The 15,846-nt window shown below is 71.6% G+C and carries 13 protein-coding genes and 1 pseudogene; 6 read left to right on the forward strand and 8 right to left on the reverse strand.

The window, feature by feature from the left end; genetic code table 11:
- Positions 1-19 precede the first annotated feature (19 nt).
- The 4 genes and pseudogenes from AB0D18_RS10530 to AB0D18_RS10545 all read right to left on the reverse strand — a co-directional run.
- Positions 20-1,633 (reverse strand): CDP-glycerol glycerophosphotransferase family protein, encoded by a 1,614-nt coding sequence (locus tag AB0D18_RS10530; RefSeq protein ID WP_362415083.1) that lies wholly within the window; start codon positions 1,631-1,633, stop codon positions 20-22.
- A 357-nt stretch (positions 1,634-1,990) separates the two neighbouring features.
- Positions 1,991-3,784: an MFS transporter gene (locus tag AB0D18_RS10535; protein ID WP_362415085.1), complete on the reverse strand. Its 1,794-nt coding sequence runs from the start codon at positions 3,782-3,784 to the stop codon at positions 1,991-1,993.
- Positions 3,785-3,893: 109 nt separating this feature from the next.
- Positions 3,894-4,568 (reverse strand): DUF2293 domain-containing protein, encoded by a 675-nt coding sequence (locus AB0D18_RS10540; protein WP_362415087.1) that lies wholly within the window; start codon positions 4,566-4,568, stop codon positions 3,894-3,896.
- Positions 4,569-4,639: 71 nt separating this feature from the next.
- A pseudogene (locus AB0D18_RS10545) lies at positions 4,640-5,017 on the reverse strand (SDR family oxidoreductase); the annotation flags it as partial.
- Between the two features lie 87 nt (positions 5,018-5,104).
- On the opposite strand from AB0D18_RS10545, the gene AB0D18_RS10550 reads away from it, so the two are divergent.
- Positions 5,105-5,749, forward strand: coding sequence for a uridine kinase (locus tag AB0D18_RS10550; RefSeq protein WP_362415089.1), 645 nt, complete (start codon positions 5,105-5,107; stop codon positions 5,747-5,749).
- Between the two features lie 51 nt (positions 5,750-5,800).
- Here AB0D18_RS10550 and AB0D18_RS10555 read toward each other — a convergent pair whose 3' ends face one another.
- The gene (locus tag AB0D18_RS10555; protein ID WP_362415091.1) at positions 5,801-6,082 is read right to left on the reverse strand and encodes a GlsB/YeaQ/YmgE family stress response membrane protein; all 282 of its coding nucleotides are present in this window, start codon (positions 6,080-6,082) and stop codon (positions 5,801-5,803) included.
- A gap of 188 nt (positions 6,083-6,270) precedes the next feature.
- On the opposite strand from AB0D18_RS10555, the gene AB0D18_RS10560 reads away from it, so the two are divergent.
- Together AB0D18_RS10560 and AB0D18_RS10565 are read left to right on the forward strand one after the other, a co-directional pair.
- Positions 6,271-6,780 (forward strand): SRPBCC domain-containing protein, encoded by a 510-nt coding sequence (locus AB0D18_RS10560; protein ID WP_362415093.1) that lies wholly within the window; start codon positions 6,271-6,273, stop codon positions 6,778-6,780.
- A gap of 70 nt (positions 6,781-6,850) precedes the next feature.
- Positions 6,851-7,222, forward strand: coding sequence for a cupin domain-containing protein (locus tag AB0D18_RS10565; protein ID WP_362415095.1), 372 nt, complete (start codon positions 6,851-6,853; stop codon positions 7,220-7,222).
- 21 nt (positions 7,223-7,243) lie between these two features.
- Here the strand turns inward: AB0D18_RS10565 and AB0D18_RS10570 are convergent, their stop codons facing one another.
- From AB0D18_RS10570 to AB0D18_RS10580, 3 genes are all read right to left on the reverse strand, one after another.
- Entirely contained in the window at positions 7,244-8,524 is a 1,281-nt protein-coding gene (locus tag AB0D18_RS10570) for an MFS transporter (protein ID WP_362415330.1), read from the reverse strand.
- Between the two features lie 340 nt (positions 8,525-8,864).
- Entirely contained in the window at positions 8,865-9,422 is a 558-nt protein-coding gene (locus tag AB0D18_RS10575; protein ID WP_362415332.1) for a methylated-DNA--[protein]-cysteine S-methyltransferase, read from the reverse strand.
- Positions 9,423-9,534: 112 nt separating this feature from the next.
- Positions 9,535-10,431, reverse strand: a complete 897-nt coding sequence (locus AB0D18_RS10580) for a glycerophosphodiester phosphodiesterase family protein (protein WP_362415097.1) — start codon at positions 10,429-10,431, stop codon at positions 9,535-9,537.
- A 239-nt stretch (positions 10,432-10,670) separates the two neighbouring features.
- Between AB0D18_RS10580 and uvrB the strand changes: the two genes are divergently transcribed.
- From uvrB to AB0D18_RS10595, 3 genes are all read left to right on the forward strand, one after another.
- Positions 10,671-12,800 (forward strand): excinuclease ABC subunit UvrB, encoded by a 2,130-nt coding sequence (uvrB, locus tag AB0D18_RS10585; RefSeq protein WP_362415099.1) that lies wholly within the window; start codon positions 10,671-10,673, stop codon positions 12,798-12,800.
- A gap of 189 nt (positions 12,801-12,989) precedes the next feature.
- Entirely contained in the window at positions 12,990-13,568 is a 579-nt protein-coding gene (locus tag AB0D18_RS10590) for a TerD family protein (RefSeq protein WP_362415101.1), read from the forward strand.
- Between the two features lie 151 nt (positions 13,569-13,719).
- Positions 13,720-15,753, forward strand: coding sequence for a TerD family protein (locus tag AB0D18_RS10595; RefSeq protein WP_362415102.1), 2,034 nt, complete (start codon positions 13,720-13,722; stop codon positions 15,751-15,753).
- Positions 15,754-15,846: the final 93 nt, after the last annotated feature.

Genomic DNA, 15,846 nt, shown 5'->3' on the forward strand with positions numbered 1-15,846 from the left:
CAGGTCACTGCTGGACGGCTCAGGGGAGCACGCGTAGCGAGACGTCCTCCTCGCGGTCCGCGACGGTCACCGTGACGAAGCCGTCCAGCGGGACGCCGCCGAGCAGGCAGGCGTGCACGACCGCCGCCGGAATGCCGGGGTCCGGGGCGGTGCGCGGGTCGGCCCCCGTGATCGCCGCCTCGACCGTACGGCCGTCGCGTACGTGGATCCGGTACGTGCCGGGGGCCACCGGTGCCGCAGCCAGCACCGCCCCGGGGAAGTCCGCGAAGACGCCACGGGCCCAGGTCGCTGCGGCGGTGCCGCTCTTCGGGGTGCGGCTCACCAGGACGGACGCGCTCTCGCGGAGCGACCGGTCGCGTTCGTCGTCCGGGCAGCTGAGGTGGTGTTCGTCGGCGGGCGCAGGGGCTGTGGCGACGGCCGCCGGTATGCGTGCGATTCGGACGTGAGGGCTCGCGCCGCCCTGGCACTCCCGCCCGGTTCTCAGCCGGGTGGTCACCGAGAACGCCGTGCAGAGGTAAGGGGCCGGGACCGGGCGGGGATCCTCCGGCGCGAGGGGCGCAGGTGCCGGTGCGGCCGGTTCGGGGAGGCCCATCAGGTCGTACGCCGTCTTCCGCAGGCGGCGCAGCGCGTGCCCGGGGTCGGCCAGCGCGGTCGAACCCAGCTTGCGCAACCGGTCGGAGTCCGGCGCGCCGAGGGCCGCCTCGATCTGGGGGAGCAGGGGCGCGTACGGGTCGAGGCGCGGGGCCAGCCGGCCCAGTTCCGCCATGGGGGTCCCGGCCACCGCCTCCTGGTCGCTGAACGCACCGAGGAGTACGGGGACGCCGAGCGCGGCCCCGTAGAAGGTGACCGAACCGTGGTCGCCGACGAGGAGATCGGCAGCGAGCAGGCCGGCCTGCCAGCCGGACTCGGGCGGTATGCGGATCAGGCCGGCCGCGCGGGCCGAGCCCAGCAGGTGTTCGAGCTGGCCCGCTCCGTGCGCGGAGATCACGTTGGGGTGGGTGACGAGCGCGACGGCGTACGCGTCGGCGGGCAGTGAGGCAAGCAGCCGGGCCGGGAGGGACGAGTCCTGGCCGAGCGCGGACTCGTCCCGCCAGGTCGAACTGATCAGGACCAGGCGCCGGCCGGGCGGTACGCCGAGGGCCCGGCGGTAGCGCTCGCGCGAGGCACTTCCTGCTGCGAGCAGCGAGTCGTGGCAGGGGTCGCCGATGAGCAAGGGGTGTGCGGAGGGCGGGAGTTGGTGTGCCTGGTCGAGGTGTGAAACGGCGGTACGCACCCTCCCGCCGGCCAGCAGCTCCCGCGGGACCAGTCCCGCGAGACGCTCGCCGGGACCGCGGGCGTCCGGAACGTACTTGTGGAAGCCGACACCGTGCGGGAGGACCAATACGGGGGCGGTGTGCCCGGCGTCGGTGAGGACGGCGTTCTCGGTGGCGGTGACGATGAGGTGCGGTGCGGACGCGCGGAACTGCTCCCAGGACATGATGAGCGCGCCGCGCTCACGGAGGTACGGCAGGACGCCTTCGCCGAAGGCGGAGCCGGGGTCGTACGCGAAGACCAGGTCGACGCGGGTGTCGTCGCGAAGTACGGGGGCGAGGACGTCCAGGACGCGGACGGCGGAGGTGACCGTACGCACCACGGCGACCAGGAGACGCTCACCGTGGAAGGTCAGCCAGCGGTCGGCGTCGGGAGAGACGGGGACGGGCAGGCGGAGGGGCTCGGGACCGAGGGGTTCGGGGCCGGGGGTGGGGGAGGGGAGGCGCGGAGAGCGGGGCGCCAGCCAGGTGGCAGGAGCGAACCGTGAACCGCGTGCTCTTCGCGGTTCGCGGTTCGCGGTTCGCGGTTCGCGATCATGGTCCGAATAGCGCGTATCACTCGGGTCCACAACCCCTTGACGTCAGATCGTTTCGCCGCCCCCCGGCTACGACACGGTATGACATCGCACCGTACGACAGTGGCCGGAGGGCCGGAGGGCCGGAGGGGGCGGGAGCCGGGCTCAGCCTCCCGAAGTCGTGACCTCCTCCTTCGTCTCCGGTGCCCACGCCACCGAGGCCACCGTGCCGAGCAGCAGTACCCCCGCCAGCCAGTACATCGACCAGCTCAGGCCGATCGACTCCAGGCTCACGGGCAGGACGAACGTGCCGACCGCCGAGGCGATGCGGCTCGTGCCGTTGAGGAAGCCGACGCCGGTGGCGCGCAGGTGGGTGGGGTAGAGCTCGGCCGGATAGACCTGGGTGAGGTTCGAGGCGCCGGCCATGACGAAGGTGTAGACGAGGAACGGGATCATCAGGGCCGTCGTCGAGGCGTGGGTGAGCGCGCCCATCAGGGCGAGGGCGGCCGTCATGATGCCGAACGTGGCGATGACGAGCGGGCGGCGGCCCATGCGCTGCAGGAACCACAGGCCGGTTACTCCGCCCGCCAGCAGGAAGAGATTGAGGAGGAGGTTCTGGAGGTCGGCGTCGTCGACGTTCAGGGCGAGGAGGATCGTCGGCATGAAGGTGTAGATGGCGAAGTAGGGGAGGACCTGCGCGCTGTAGAAGATCAGGCCGAACCAGGTGCGGCGGGCCTGTCCTGGCGCGAAGAGCTCGCGGTACGCGGCCCAGGAGGTGGTGCTGGGAGCGGGGCCGACGTGAGCCGTCGCCGCTGGGTCGACTGTCGCTGTGGGTCCGGCTGTCGCTTCGGCCGTCGCGGGTCCGGATGTCGCGGGTCCGGCCGTGGGTCCGACCGTCGTGGGTCCAGATGTCGTGGGTTCGGCCGTGGGTCCGGCTGTCGTGGGTCCGGAAGTCGTGGGTCCGGAAGTCGCTCCGGCCGTCGCGGGTCCGACCGTCGTTCCGGCCGTCGCTCCCGCCGTCGCAGTTCCGGAAGTCGCGGTTCCGGCCGTCGCCGGTCCCGGCGTCGTCGATCCAGCCACTGCCGGTTCGGCCACCGCCGCCCCGCCAGTCGCCGTCGCGGCGCCCGTGCCTGCCGCCCCCGTCGCGCCAGTTGCCGAGGCCGCACCCGCGCCCGCCGATGTCGCCGCCCCGCTCGCCCCGGCTCCGCTCGCCCCGGTTCCACCCGCCCCCGCTCCCCCCGAGGCCCCCTCCGCCATCTCCCCCAGCTCGCTCCTCAGGTACCTCCGCGCAATGTCCCTGGCCTCCTCGACCCTCCCCTGGCTGACCAGCCAGCTCGGTGATTCCGGGGTGCCGATGCGGACCAGGAGGACCAGGAGGGCGGGCAGCGCGCCCGTCGCGAGCAGGACGTACGCCATGTCCTCCGTCTTGCCGAGCCAGGTGCCCAGGATGCCCGCGAGCACGTACCCGACCGTCCACATCACCGTGAGCGAGCCGAGCAGCAGCCCGCGCAGCCGCTTCGGTGCGAACTCGGACAGCATCGTGGGGCCCACCGCGTAGTCCGCGCCCAGGCCGAAGCCGATCAGGAGGCGGAGGGTGAAGAGGACCGCGGGGTCCTTCGCCCAGAGCTGGAGGGCGGAGGCGACGGTGATGAGGACGAAGTTGTAGATGTAGAGCTTCTGGCGGCCGATGATGTCGCCGACCCGGCCCAGCACGATGCTGCCGAAGAAGAGGCCGATCAGGGCCGAGGCGCCGAGGAGCCCCTGCCAGACGCCGGACAGGTGCCGGGCGTCGGTGAGGGTCGCCAGGACCGCGCCGATCATGCCCAGTGCGTAACCGTCGGAGAAGTTCGCGCCGAACGTCGTCGCCGTCACCCGCAGATGGAAGGGGCGCAGGGGCGCGTCGTCGAGCGAGGCAGCGAGCGCCACCCCGTCGCGGGGACGTGCGGCAGGGGTGGGCATCGGCTGGAACCTCGCCTTTGTGTCGTCGTGTCGTTGTGTCAACGTGTCGATGTGCCGGAGAAGAGCCATCCTGCCCCGGTACGACCGTTTGTCACGACACCTCAGGGTGTCACGGCACTTCAGGCGTGGTGTGCCACCCCTCCAGGACCCTCTCGATCGCCTGCGCCACCCGCGTGCGCGCCTCCCGCCTGGGTACGCCCGCCATCAGCAGGGCGTCGTACGGGGTGTCCTCATGCCGTACGGACGCACGCACCGCCGCCGTGACCGCGCCCTCGTCCAGTGCGCGGCCCGCCGCGCTGCGGCCCACCCGGCCGCTGCCCCTGGCGGAGGCGTGGGCGGCGATCGCATAGGCGCGTTCGGGCGGGCAGCCGGGGAACAGGGCGGAGACGGCCGCGGCGAAGGCGGCCGTGAAGCGGGTGTCGTGGACGGCCCTGCGGTCCGCGTCGCGCGCCCGCCGCCGGGCGCGGGCGTCGGCGTCCGCGAGGCAGGCGGATTCGGCACGGGCGAGGGCCGCCTCCTCGACGAGCAGGCCCTGACGCTCGTACCGCTTGCGGCGCTTGTGGTGACGGATCACGACCGCCCACAGCGAACTCCCCTCGCGGGCACGGCGGGTGAGCGCCGCGTCGCCGCGCGGGAGGAGAACGAGGTGGCCCAGGTCGGCGCAGTCCAGACAGCGCGGGGCGTTGTACTCGAGGATCAGGAGGCGGAGCGGGCCCTGCCGGCACTCCGCGCAGTGGACCCGGCGCAGGGGTTCGACGACCACGAGGGGAGCCACGAGGTTCATGGAGAGGGGATACCGCCGATTCCACGTGGGGCATAGAGGGAATGACGATCGCGTTGAATGTTCGGTTTTCGTTCCACCGCCCGGCTGCGGGTGAGGAGTTCGAGTGCCGCTTTCGTCGAGGCGTACACGGAATTGCCGAGCCAGGCGCGCTGGACGGCGGAGGTGCTGACGTTCACGATCACGCCGCCAAGGTCGCCGAACGCGGGCAGTACGGCCTGCGTCAGCAGCACCGGGGCGATCAAGTTCGTGGCGAACTGCGCCTCGATGCCGGTGCCGGTGCGGGTGAGCGTGCCGAGGGCGCCGCCGCCGACGATCCCGGCGTTGTTGACGAGCACATCGAGCCGTCCGTACGTGCCGGTGGCCTCGCGCACGACGGCCTCGGCGGTTCCGTCCTCCGTGATGTCAGCGACGAACGGTACGACGCGGGAGGGGCGGGCCTTGACGCCCATGGCAAGGTCAAGCGGCCACCCCTCACCGGGTCGGCGGACCAGCGGGCCGGCAGGCCAGGTGCCGGTCCCATCGGCGACCATGGCCGTATGCAGCTCCGACCGATCACCTGGGGACGCCTCGCCGACACCCTCGCCGGCCACCTCGACGCCCGGGTGCCCGCCGACGGCAGTCCCTGGATCAAAGCCGCCGTGGACGGGGCGCCGGCGGCGCGTACCGGTGAGCTCGCCGGGCAGATCGCCGCGGAGCTGCGGCTGCGCGGGCGTACCGTCCATGTAGTCGACACCGGGGGATTCCTGCGGCCCGCCTCCCTCCGCTTCGAGTACGGCAAGCAGGACCCGGACACCTACTTCGACGGCTGGTTCGACACCAATGCCCTCTGGCGGGAGGTTTTCGGACCGCTCGAAGCGGGTGGCAGCGGCCGTGTCCTGCCCGACCTCTGGGACCCGGCCACCGACCGTGCGACTCGCAGTCCGTACGTCCAACTTCCGCCCGGCGGCGTGCTGTTGGTGCACGGCCCGCTGCTGCTCGGCCGCTGGTTCCCGTTCGACCTGACGGTGCACGTGCGGCTTTCGAGGGGTGCCCTCGCCCGCCGTACCGACGAGGGCGAGCAGTGGATGCTGCCCGCCTTCGTACGGTACGAGGACGAGGTCGGCCCGTCGGAGGCCGCCGATGTGGTGGTACGGGCGGACGATGCGCGGCACCCGGCATGGGCGGGGCTGCCGTCCGCCTGAGCGGGGCGCATGCGTAGGCGTTCGTATCTACCGGCGCCTATATCGGCATGCCTACCGGTGGCTCCGGCTGCGGTCGCCGGACTTGAAGCGGTCCAGGGCGGCGACACCGAGCGCGGCGAGACCGATCTGGATCAGCCACTCGATCCAGTCGACCCCCTTGGTGTCGTTCACGCCGAACGCCTCGGCGATCGCCGCGCCCGCCAGCGCAGCGATGATGCCGACGGCGATGGTCCACAGGATGCCGATCCGCTGGCGGCCCGGGACCACGAGCCGGCCGAGCACACCGATGATGATGCCGATCACGATCGCGCTGATGATTCCCGAAATCTCCATGGCTGTAGCTCCCTGTAGCAGTAGCTCCCTGTAGAGGCCCGTGCCCGTGCTGGCGCACCTTCCTTGTGCCCGTCGTACGCCGGGGCACGCCTGCCTGGATTGCCGGTTTCCGCCGCCTCGGAGAACATCTGGGGTGTACGCGGCGGGGGGTTACGGGCGTCCGCCGCCGGTTCTGAAGGGACACCGTCATGGCCAGTGCGCCTGGGAGTGCGCCGGGTAGTGCGCCGGGTATCGATCTGCACCGCGTCTTCGATGCGCCGCGGGAGTACGTCTACCGGGCCTGGACCGAGCCGGAACGCTTCGCCGCGTGGTTCGGGGCCGACCTCGACGTACCGGTGGACGGGGTGCTCCTGGACGTCAGGGCCGGCGGGGCCTGGCACGCGACGATGATCACGCCGGACGGCGGTGAGCTGCCGTTCTGGGGCGAGTACCAGGAGGCCGTACCCCCGGAGCGGCTGATGTTCACCCTCGCCGACCGGAGCTCCGACGACGGTGCGGAGGGGGAGCTGGTGAGTGTCGCTCTCACGGAGCTGGGTGACGGGCGGACCGGGATGAGGTTCCAGCAGCTCGGCGGGAACCTCACCGCTGAGCAGTACGCCGCGGCGGAGGCGGGCTGGTCCGGCTTCTTCGACCGGCTGGCTTCGGACCTGGCTTCGGGCCTGGCTGAAGATTCGGGCCCGCCTTCCGACCCGGCTTAGGGCCTGGCTTCGGACCCGGCTTAGGGCCTGGCTGAAGAGGGGCAGGAGAGCGGCGCTAAGGTGACCGGCCATGACGACAATTGATCAAGTTCCTGCGGTTCCCGCCTCTTTCGCCGTGCACATCCCCGACGCCGAGCTGGAGGTCGAGCCGCTCGATCCGGAGCAGATCGTCTCCGGCGATCCGGTGGTCACGGGCAAGGTGCTGTGGGAGTCCCCGGACGGCAAGCAGCTGCGCGGAATCTGGCAGATCACGCCGGGTGTGGTGACCGACACCGAGGCCAACGAGCTGTTCGTGGTGGTCAGCGGTCGCGCCACCGTCGCCGTGGAGGGTGGCGCGACTCTGGAGATCGGTCCCGGCGACGCGTGCGTGCTGCGCGAGGGCGACCGGACGACCTGGACGGTGCACGAGACGCTGCGCAAGGCGTACCACATCAGCCTTTGAAGCCCTGAGTGCTCGCACAGTTCAGTCGGTGCGGGCGCCCGTTTTCGTACGGGGCTCGGCCCGGTTGTTCGTACGGGCCGTGAACAGCGCCAGCACCGCCATCGGCAGCAGCAGAAGGGCGCCGGCCGCGTTGAGCCAGCCGTAACCGGCCTGCGCGACGATCAGGCCGGCCGCCGCACCGCCGATGCCCGCCGCCGAGTTCATCGTCAGGTCCGACAGGCCCTGCACGGCGGCGCGGGCGGGCTGCGGCACGGAGTCCGTGAGCAGCGCGGAACCCGAGACCAGACCGGCCGACCAGCCCAGGCCCAGTACGAAGAGACCGGCAGCGGTCTGCCCGTGGCTGCCGCCGGACGTGCCGGCCAGCAGCGCGGCCAGCGACAGCAGGCCCGCCGCCAGGCCGATCACCGAGAGCCTGCCCAGCCGGTCCGACAGCCAGCCCATCACCGGCGAGAACGCGTACATCCCGGCGATGTGGCCGCTGATGACCAGGCCGACCAGCTGAATCCCGGCACCGTGGTGGCCGAGGTGGACGGGGGTCATCGTCATGATCGACACCATCGCGGTGTGCGTGACGGCGACCGTGACGAGGGCGAGCCGGGCCCGCGGGGACGCCTTCACCGCGGCGATGCCCGCGCGCAGGGAACGGCTCGCGGCGGACTGTTCCTCCTGCGGGGCGAGCGCCCGCGCGGTCAGGAGGGGGTCCGGGCGCAGCAAGACGGCGACGACCACGCCCGTGACCAGGAAGATGACGGCGGCCCACAGGAACGGGGCGGCCGTCACGGGTATGGAGGTGCCGGAGAAGACACGGCCCGCCGGGGCCGCGATGTTCGGGCCCAGGACCGCGCCGATGGTCGTCGCCCAGACGACCGTGGAGATCGCCCTCGCCCGCCGGTCCGGGGCCGCCAGATCGGCCGCGGCGAACCGGGCCTGGAGGTTGGCGGAGGAGGCGGCGCCGAACCCGGCCATGCCGACGAGCAGCAGTGGGAAGCTCTTCGTCATCGCCGCGACCACCACGAGGGCGGCGCCCAGCGCGCCGATCAGATACGCGAGGACCAGCCCGGGACGCCGCCCGCGCGAGGTCATCAGCGAGGCGAGCGGTACGGACAGCAGCGCCGTGCCGACCACGGAAGCGGTGGGGGCCAGCCCGGAGACCGCCTCTGTGCCGCTGATCTCCGTGGCCAGTACGGGGGCGAGCGCGATGCCGATGGGGACGCCGAGGCCGCCCAGTATCTGGCTGGTGATGAGCACGGCGGTGGTACGCCGCTGCAGCGCCGGCAGATCCCCGGCGGCCACCGGGGGCACGGGCGCGGGCGGGGATACGGGTGCAGGCGAGGGCGGCAGCACCGGCGCGGTGTCCGCGGCGAGCCCACCGGCGCCGGGCCCGGGGTCGCCGGCCCCGGGCAGCACCTCTGCGTCCGGCTGTGGGCCCGTGTCCTCGGCCTTGCTGTTCCTGTCGGTGGTGCTCACTTCGTACACGCCCCTCCGCCGTCGAAGCCGGCTGCCATGCCCGGGATACGGGGTGTGTACTCGTCAAAGATTGTCGTCACCGCCGCAGTGTGCCAGCCCGTACGCCTCCAGAACACCGGGAAATCTGCCCCGCCGTGCCCTGCCCAGCCGCACCCCGGCTTCCCCGCATCCCCGCTCAGAACAGTGGCTGCGGCAGCACCCCCTCCAGCGCCAGAAGCACCCGCTTGATCTCCAGGCCGCCGCCGAACCCGCCGAGACCGCCGTCGCTCTCCACCACCCGGTGGCACGCCACCACCACCGGCAGCGGATTCGACCCCATCGCCGCCCCGACCGCCTGCGCCGCGCCCGGCTGCCCGACCCGGGCGGCCAGGTCGCCGTACCCGACGACCGTGCCGTACGGAACGTTGTCGTTCAGTTCGCGCAGCACCTGCCGGTTGAAGCCGGACGTCAGCGACCAGTCCAGCGGGAGATCGAACTTCCGCAGCGTGCCCGCGAAGTAGGCCGCGAACTGGCGGACCGGCTCGGCCAGCCGGCTCGACCCGGATATCGGCTCGGGTACCGCGACGAGCTCGGCCCCGAGCCGCGACGCCAGCATCTCCAGGGCCTTCCCGCGGACCTTCTCGTGCGCGTGGAAGACCACGCTCACCAGTCCCTCGTCGGTCGCGGCCAGCAGGAGCGGGCCGATGTCGCTGCCGACGACGGCCCACTCGACACAACTCGCACGTGGCTCCATGCTGTTCACGTCCACCACCGTAAGGCGGGGCACTGACAACCGGCCCCGACCTGCGGAAAGAGGCTGGTCAGCCCCCCGCTCAGCCCCCACTCAGCAGCCGTTCAGCAACTGCTCAGCGGCGTACCGCGTCCCGTACGACGTCCGGCTTGTTGCTGATGATCCCGTCCACGCCGAAGCCCTTGACCTTCTTCGCGTTCACCGCGTCGTCGACGGTCCAGGTGTTCACCCTCAGCCGCTTGCCGTGCGCGCCCTTCAGCCGGTGCACGGCCGCCACGTACTCCTTGGTGATCGTCCCGTGCTGCGGGTTGATCTGGTCGGTGTACGCCGCGAACTTCCGCAGGTCGGCCACGCCAGGCGTGCCCAGGAACCCGGTGGTCACGTCGGGCCGCTGCCGGTGGACGGCCCGCACGCTCGCCGCGTCGAAGCTCTGCACGACCAGCCGGGACCGCACGTGGTCGCGGTTCAGCCAGCCCTCCTTGCGCAGCACCTTGAGGATGTCCTTCTCGATGCCGGGGTAGAGGGCCGGGTTCTTGACCTCCATCAAGAGCTTCTGCCGGTTCTTGTCGAGCCGGTTCAGATACTGCTTCAGCGTCGGCACGCGTGTGCCTGCGTAGTGCGCGCCGAACCAGCTGCCCGCGTCGAGTCTGCGGACCTCGGCGGCCGTGAAGTCCTTGATCTTCCACGGGGCGCGCCCCGGGAAGACCTGCTCCACATTGGTGGTGCGGGCCAGGGAGTCGTCGTGGACGATCACCAGCTCGCCGTCCTTGGTGCGCTGGACGTCGTTCTCCACCCAGTCGATGCCCAGCCGGTCGGCCCGGTCGACGGCAGCCAGGGTGTTCTCCGGCGCGTAGCCGGAGGCGCCCCGGTGGGCGATCACGGCGGGCCCGCCGGAGGCGGCGCGGGCAGCGGCGGCGGGCCCGGCGGCCTGCGCGGTGCCGGGCAGGGCGAGTGCGGCGGCCCCGACCACGAGTGCGGTCGCGGTGGTGGCGGCGAAAGTACGTGCGTGCACGGAGTTCTCCTTGCGCGAGACGTCACGGACGGCCAGAGCGTGACAGCAGAGCGCCAACGCGGAACAGGCGAAGAATGGCCATGCGGTGAACGACGCACCACGGGGCCGGATCACGTGCCGTGACAGATCCGATACACAACAAACCGGTACACAACGAACCCGCGCCGCGGACCCCTCGCCCGGGGCCGCCGAGCCGTGATCACCGCGTGAGTGTCAGTGGTGGGTCGTACGGTGGTTCCATGCGGCCCGTTTCCAAGATCGAACGTACGGTGGCGCCCTTCGAGGTCGTCAGTCCCTACCAGCCCAGCGGTGACCAGCCGGCGGCCATCGCCGAGCTGGAAAAGCGCATTCGCGCAGGTGAGAAGGATGTCGTCCTGTTGGGTGCGACCGGCACCGGCAAGTCGGCGACGACCGCCTGGATGATCGAGAAGCTCCAGCGCCCGACGCTCGTCATGGCGCCCAACAAGACCCTCGCCGCCCAGCTGGCGAACGAGTTCCGCGAGCTCCTGCCGAACAACGCCGTCGAGTACTTCGTCTCGTACTACGACTACTACCAGCCCGAGGCGTACGTCCCGCAGTCGGACACCTACATCGAGAAGGACTCCTCGATCAACGAGGAGGTCGAGCGGCTGCGCCACTCCGCGACGAATTCGCTGCTCACCCGCCGCGACGTCATCGTGGTCGCCTCCGTCTCCTGCATCTACGGCCTGGGCACCCCGCAGGAGTACGTGGACCGCATGGTCTCCCTCAAGGTCGGCGACGAGATCGACCGCGAGGCCCTGCTGCGCCGCTTCGTCGACATCCAGTACAACCGCAACGACGTGGCGTTCGCCCGCGGCTCCTTCCGGGTGCGCGGCGACACCATCGAGATCTTCCCGGTGTACGAGGAACTGGCCGTCCGCATCGAGATGTTCGGCGACGAGATCGAGGCCCTGTCCACGCTGCACCCGCTCACCGGCGAGGTCATCAGCGAGGACCAGAGCCTGTACGTCTTCCCGGCCAGCCACTACGTGGCGGGACCGGAGCGGATGGAAAAGGCGATCAACGGCATCGAGAAGGAGCTCGCGGACCGCCTCGCCGAGCTGGACAAGCAGGGCAAGATGCTGGAGGCCCAGCGGCTCCGCATGCGCACCTCGTACGACCTGGAGATGCTCCGCGAGATCGGCAGCTGCTCCGGCATCGAGAACTACTCGATGCACTTCGACGGCCGTGAGCCCGGCACGGCCCCGCACACCCTCATCGACTACTTCCCCGAGGACTTCCTGCTGGTCCTCGACGAGTCGCACGTCACCGTCCCGCAGATCGGCGCGATGTACGAGGGCGACGCCTCCCGCAAGCGGACCCTGGTCGAGCACGGCTTCCGGCTGCCGTCCGCGATGGACAACCGGCCGCTGAAGTGGGAGGAGTTCCAGAAGCGGATCGGCCAGACCGTCTACCTGTCCGCCACCCCGGGCACGTACGAACTCTCGCGCGGCGACGGCTTCGTGGAGCAGATCATCCGCCCGACGGGACTCGTCGACCCGGAGGTCGTCGTCAAGTCGACCGAGGGCCAGATCGACGACCTGGTGCACGAGATCAGGAAGCGCACCGAGAAGGACGAGCGCGTCCTGGTCACCACGCTCACCAAGAAGATGGCCGAGGACCTCACCGACTACTTCCTCGAACTGGGCATCCAGGTCCGCTACCTGCACAGCGACGTCGACACGCTGCGCCGCATCGAGCTGCTGCGCGAACTGCGCGCCGGTGAGTACGACGTCCTGGTCGGCATCAACCTGCTCCGCGAGGGCCTCGACCTGCCCGAGGTGTCCCTGGTGGCGATCCTCGACGCCGACAAGGAGGGCTTCCTGCGCTCCGGGACCTCCCTGATCCAGACCATCGGCCGCGCGGCGCGCAACGTCTCCGGCCAGGTCCACATGTACGCGGACCGGATCACCCCGGCGATGGCGAAGGCCATCGACGAGACGAACCGCCGCCGCGAGAAGCAGGTCGCGTACAACAAGGAGCGCGGGATCGACCCGCAGCCGCTCCGCAAGAAGATCAACGACATCGTCGCGACGATCGCCCGCGAAGAGGTCGACACCGAGGAGCTGCTCGGCACCGACTACCGGAAGCCGAAGGCGGGCAAGGACGCCAAGGCCCCGGTCCCGGCGCTCGGCGGCAAGGCCGCGAAGGCGGCAAAGGGCAAGAAGGGCGCCGAGGTCCTCACCGACCGCCCGGCGGCCGAACTGGCCCAGCAGATCGAGGAGATGACCGACCGGATGCGGGCGGCCGCGGCGGAGCTCCAGTTCGAGGTGGCCGCGCGGCTGCGCGACGAGGTCGGCGAACTCAAGAAGGAGCTGCGGATGATGAGGGAGGCGGGTCAGGCGTAACGGGGGAGCGGGACGAGGCCGTCCGGTGCGTGCGGGGGGCTCCGGTGCGCCGCGAGGCGGCTGCGTCGCGGAGTGTTGCAGGACCGACACAAAAACGCACCGGAGTTGCGACCCCCTCGGGCGGACTGCGTAGGGTGCTGCACAACCGCACACACGGGCGGCAGTGGGGTTTGTGGAGAGGGGTAGCGCGTGACGGTCAACATGACCAAGGGCCAGGCCATCAGCCTGCAGAAGAGCGACGGGGGAACCCTGACCGCGGTGCGGATGGGGCTCGGCTGGCAGGCGGCGCCGCGCCGCGGTCTGTTCGGCTCGCGCACCCGTGAGGTCGACCTCGACGCGTCGGCGGTGCTGTTCGCCGACAAGCAGCCGGTGGACGTCGTCTTCTTCCGGCACCTGGTCAGCGACGACGGATCCGTCAAGCACACCGGTGACAACCTGGTCGGCGGTGCGGGCTCGGGCGGCGACGACGAGTCGATCCTCGTCGACCTGGCGCGCGTCCCGGTGCACATCGACCAGATCGTCTTCACGGTGAACTCCTTCACCGGCCAGACGTTCCAGGAAGTGCAGAATGCGTTCTGCCGCATCGTCGACGAGACCAACGGCCAGGAACTGGCCCGCTACACCCTCGACGGCGGCGGCCAGTACACCGCCCAGATCATGGCCAAGGTGCACCGCTCCGGTGCGGGCTGGCAGATGACGGCCCTCGGCAACCCGGCCAACGGCCGCACCTTCCAGGACCTGATGCCGTCGATCCTGCCGCACCTGTAGGCACGCACGGTTCCACGGAAGCCGGGTGCTACGACAGCCCGGGTTCCACGGCGCCACGCAACACGGCAACACCGCAGCTCCCGGAGGCTTCCAGCCGTCGGGAGCTGCACCGCATGCAGCAGCGAAACACCGACGGCGGGGGAGAAAGACGATGACGGCCGAGCTGGTCCGGGGACAGAACCACCCCTTGCCCCAGGCCCGTTGCGAGATCCGGATCTCGGCCGGCCAGCCGGTCGTCGCCGGAGCCACTCTCGGCGACGAGCAGGGCACCGTGCGGGGCGTCGAGCGGGTGGCCCACCCCGGCTCCCACCAGCTGCCGGGCCTCGAAGTGTCCCGGCAGGCCGCCGCCGACCACCGGCTCGCCGTCGACCTGGGCGCGCTGCCCGAGGACGTGCACCGGGTGAACGTGCTGCTCGCACTGCCCTCCGCCGCGGGCTTCCCGGCCCGCTTCGGCGCCGTCGCCGCGCCCTTCGTCGCCGTGACCGGCCTGGACGGCACCGAGGTCGCCACCTTCACCCTCACCGGTCTGGACGCCGAGTCCGCCGTCGTCGCCCTGGAGCTCTACCGCAGGGGCGACGCCTGGAAGGTACGGGCCGTCGGCCAGGGATACGCGGGCGGCCTCGCCGAGATGCTCGCCGACCAGGGTCTCCCGCAGGCCCGCGAGCTGGCCGCCACCATCCAGGAGGCGGTCGGCCGGGGCCTCGCCCGCTCGGTGGCCGCGCCCCCGCCCCGTACCTCCGACGGCGACCGGGCTCGCCGCACCCCGCCCGCGGCCCGCCAGGGGGCGGCGCCCTCGGACGCGGTGCGCCACGAGGCCGACGGCGTCGAGCCCACCGCTCCCGCCGCCGGGCCGCAGCCCGCCCCCGGAGCACCGTCCGCACCGGTCCCGCCCGAGCGCCCGGCCGCACCGCAGGGCCTGCCCTCCCGGCCCGGCGGCCCCGTCGACTACAGCCACCCCCGCCGCAAGCCTGCCGCGCGACCGACCCCGCCCCCGGCGGCCCCGCCCACGCAGCCGCCCGCGCCCACCCCGTCGAACCAGCCGAATCAGCCCCCGCGCCCGGTGGCAGGCGACGCCTCCGGCTGGTCCATGGAGGAGCGGCTCTACAACCAGGTCTGGGGCATGTTCGAGGACCTGGCCCGCAGCGCCGCCGCTTACCGCAGCGCCGTCGACTTCGCCGAGTCCCGCATGGAGCAGGAGCTCGACAAGGTCCTCTCCGACCCGCGCAGCCGCATCGGCTCCACCGGTGACCTGGCCAGGGAAAGCGCCCGTACGAAGCGGGACGCCCTCGTCGAGCAGGCCCGCGCCGTTCTCGACCGCGACATGGCCCAGCTCGTCGCCGAGTCCGAGGTCGTCGAGCCCGCCCTGCCGCCCTCCTTCGCCCGCTGGAACAGCCCCGCCTGGCACGCCTACCGGGTCCCCATGGAGATCCCGATGGCGCTGCGCATCGGCGACCTGCACCTGCCCGAGCGCCCCGACCTGCACATTCCGCTGCTCGTCCGGCTGCCGCTGGAGCGCGGTCTGTGGATCGACGCCGGACGGACCGGCTGCGAGGCGGCGATGATGATGGACACCGACGAGCTGCGCCGCCTGTCCATGGACACCGCCGTCGCGCACGCCGCCCGGCTCCTTGGGGCCTACCCCGCGGGCGAGTTCACCGTGCACGTCATCGACCCGGCGGGCTCCGCGACCGCCGCGCTCGCCCCGCTGGTCAAGTCCGGCGTGCTGGACGCGCCGCCCGCGGCCGGTGCCCAGGGCGTGGCGACCGTCCTGGCGAAGCTGACCGAGCGCGTGGACCTCGTACAGATGGCGGTCAGGGCAGGTGCCTCGGACGCGCTGCCGCCGCACCTGGACACCGCCGAGCAGCTCCTGATCGTCAACGACTTCCCGCACGGCTTCGACGACCGCGCCGTCACCCAGCTGCGTTACCTCGCCGACGAGGGCCCCTCCGTCGGCGTCCACCTCATGATGGTGGCCGACCGGGAGGACGCCAGCGCGTACGGGCCGGTGCTCGACCCGCTGTGGCGTTCGCTGCTGCGCCTCACCCCGGTGCCGGACGCGCACCTCGCCGACCCGTGGGTGGGTCACGCCTGGACGTACGAACCGCTCCTCGCGCCGCCCGCGGGGCAGGTGCTGTGGAACGTGCTGAGTCAGGTGGCCCAGGCCCGCAGGGCCCTCGGCAGGTAACCCGTCGGATCCCGACGGAACGGCCCTGACCTGCACTCTTGAGGCTTGTTTACCAATTCCTTTACCTTCCCTTGGTGTTTCCTGTACTCTCGA

Source organism: Streptomyces sp. NPDC048442 (assembly GCF_040651475.1).
Taxonomy (GTDB): domain Bacteria; phylum Actinomycetota; class Actinomycetes; order Streptomycetales; family Streptomycetaceae; genus Streptomyces.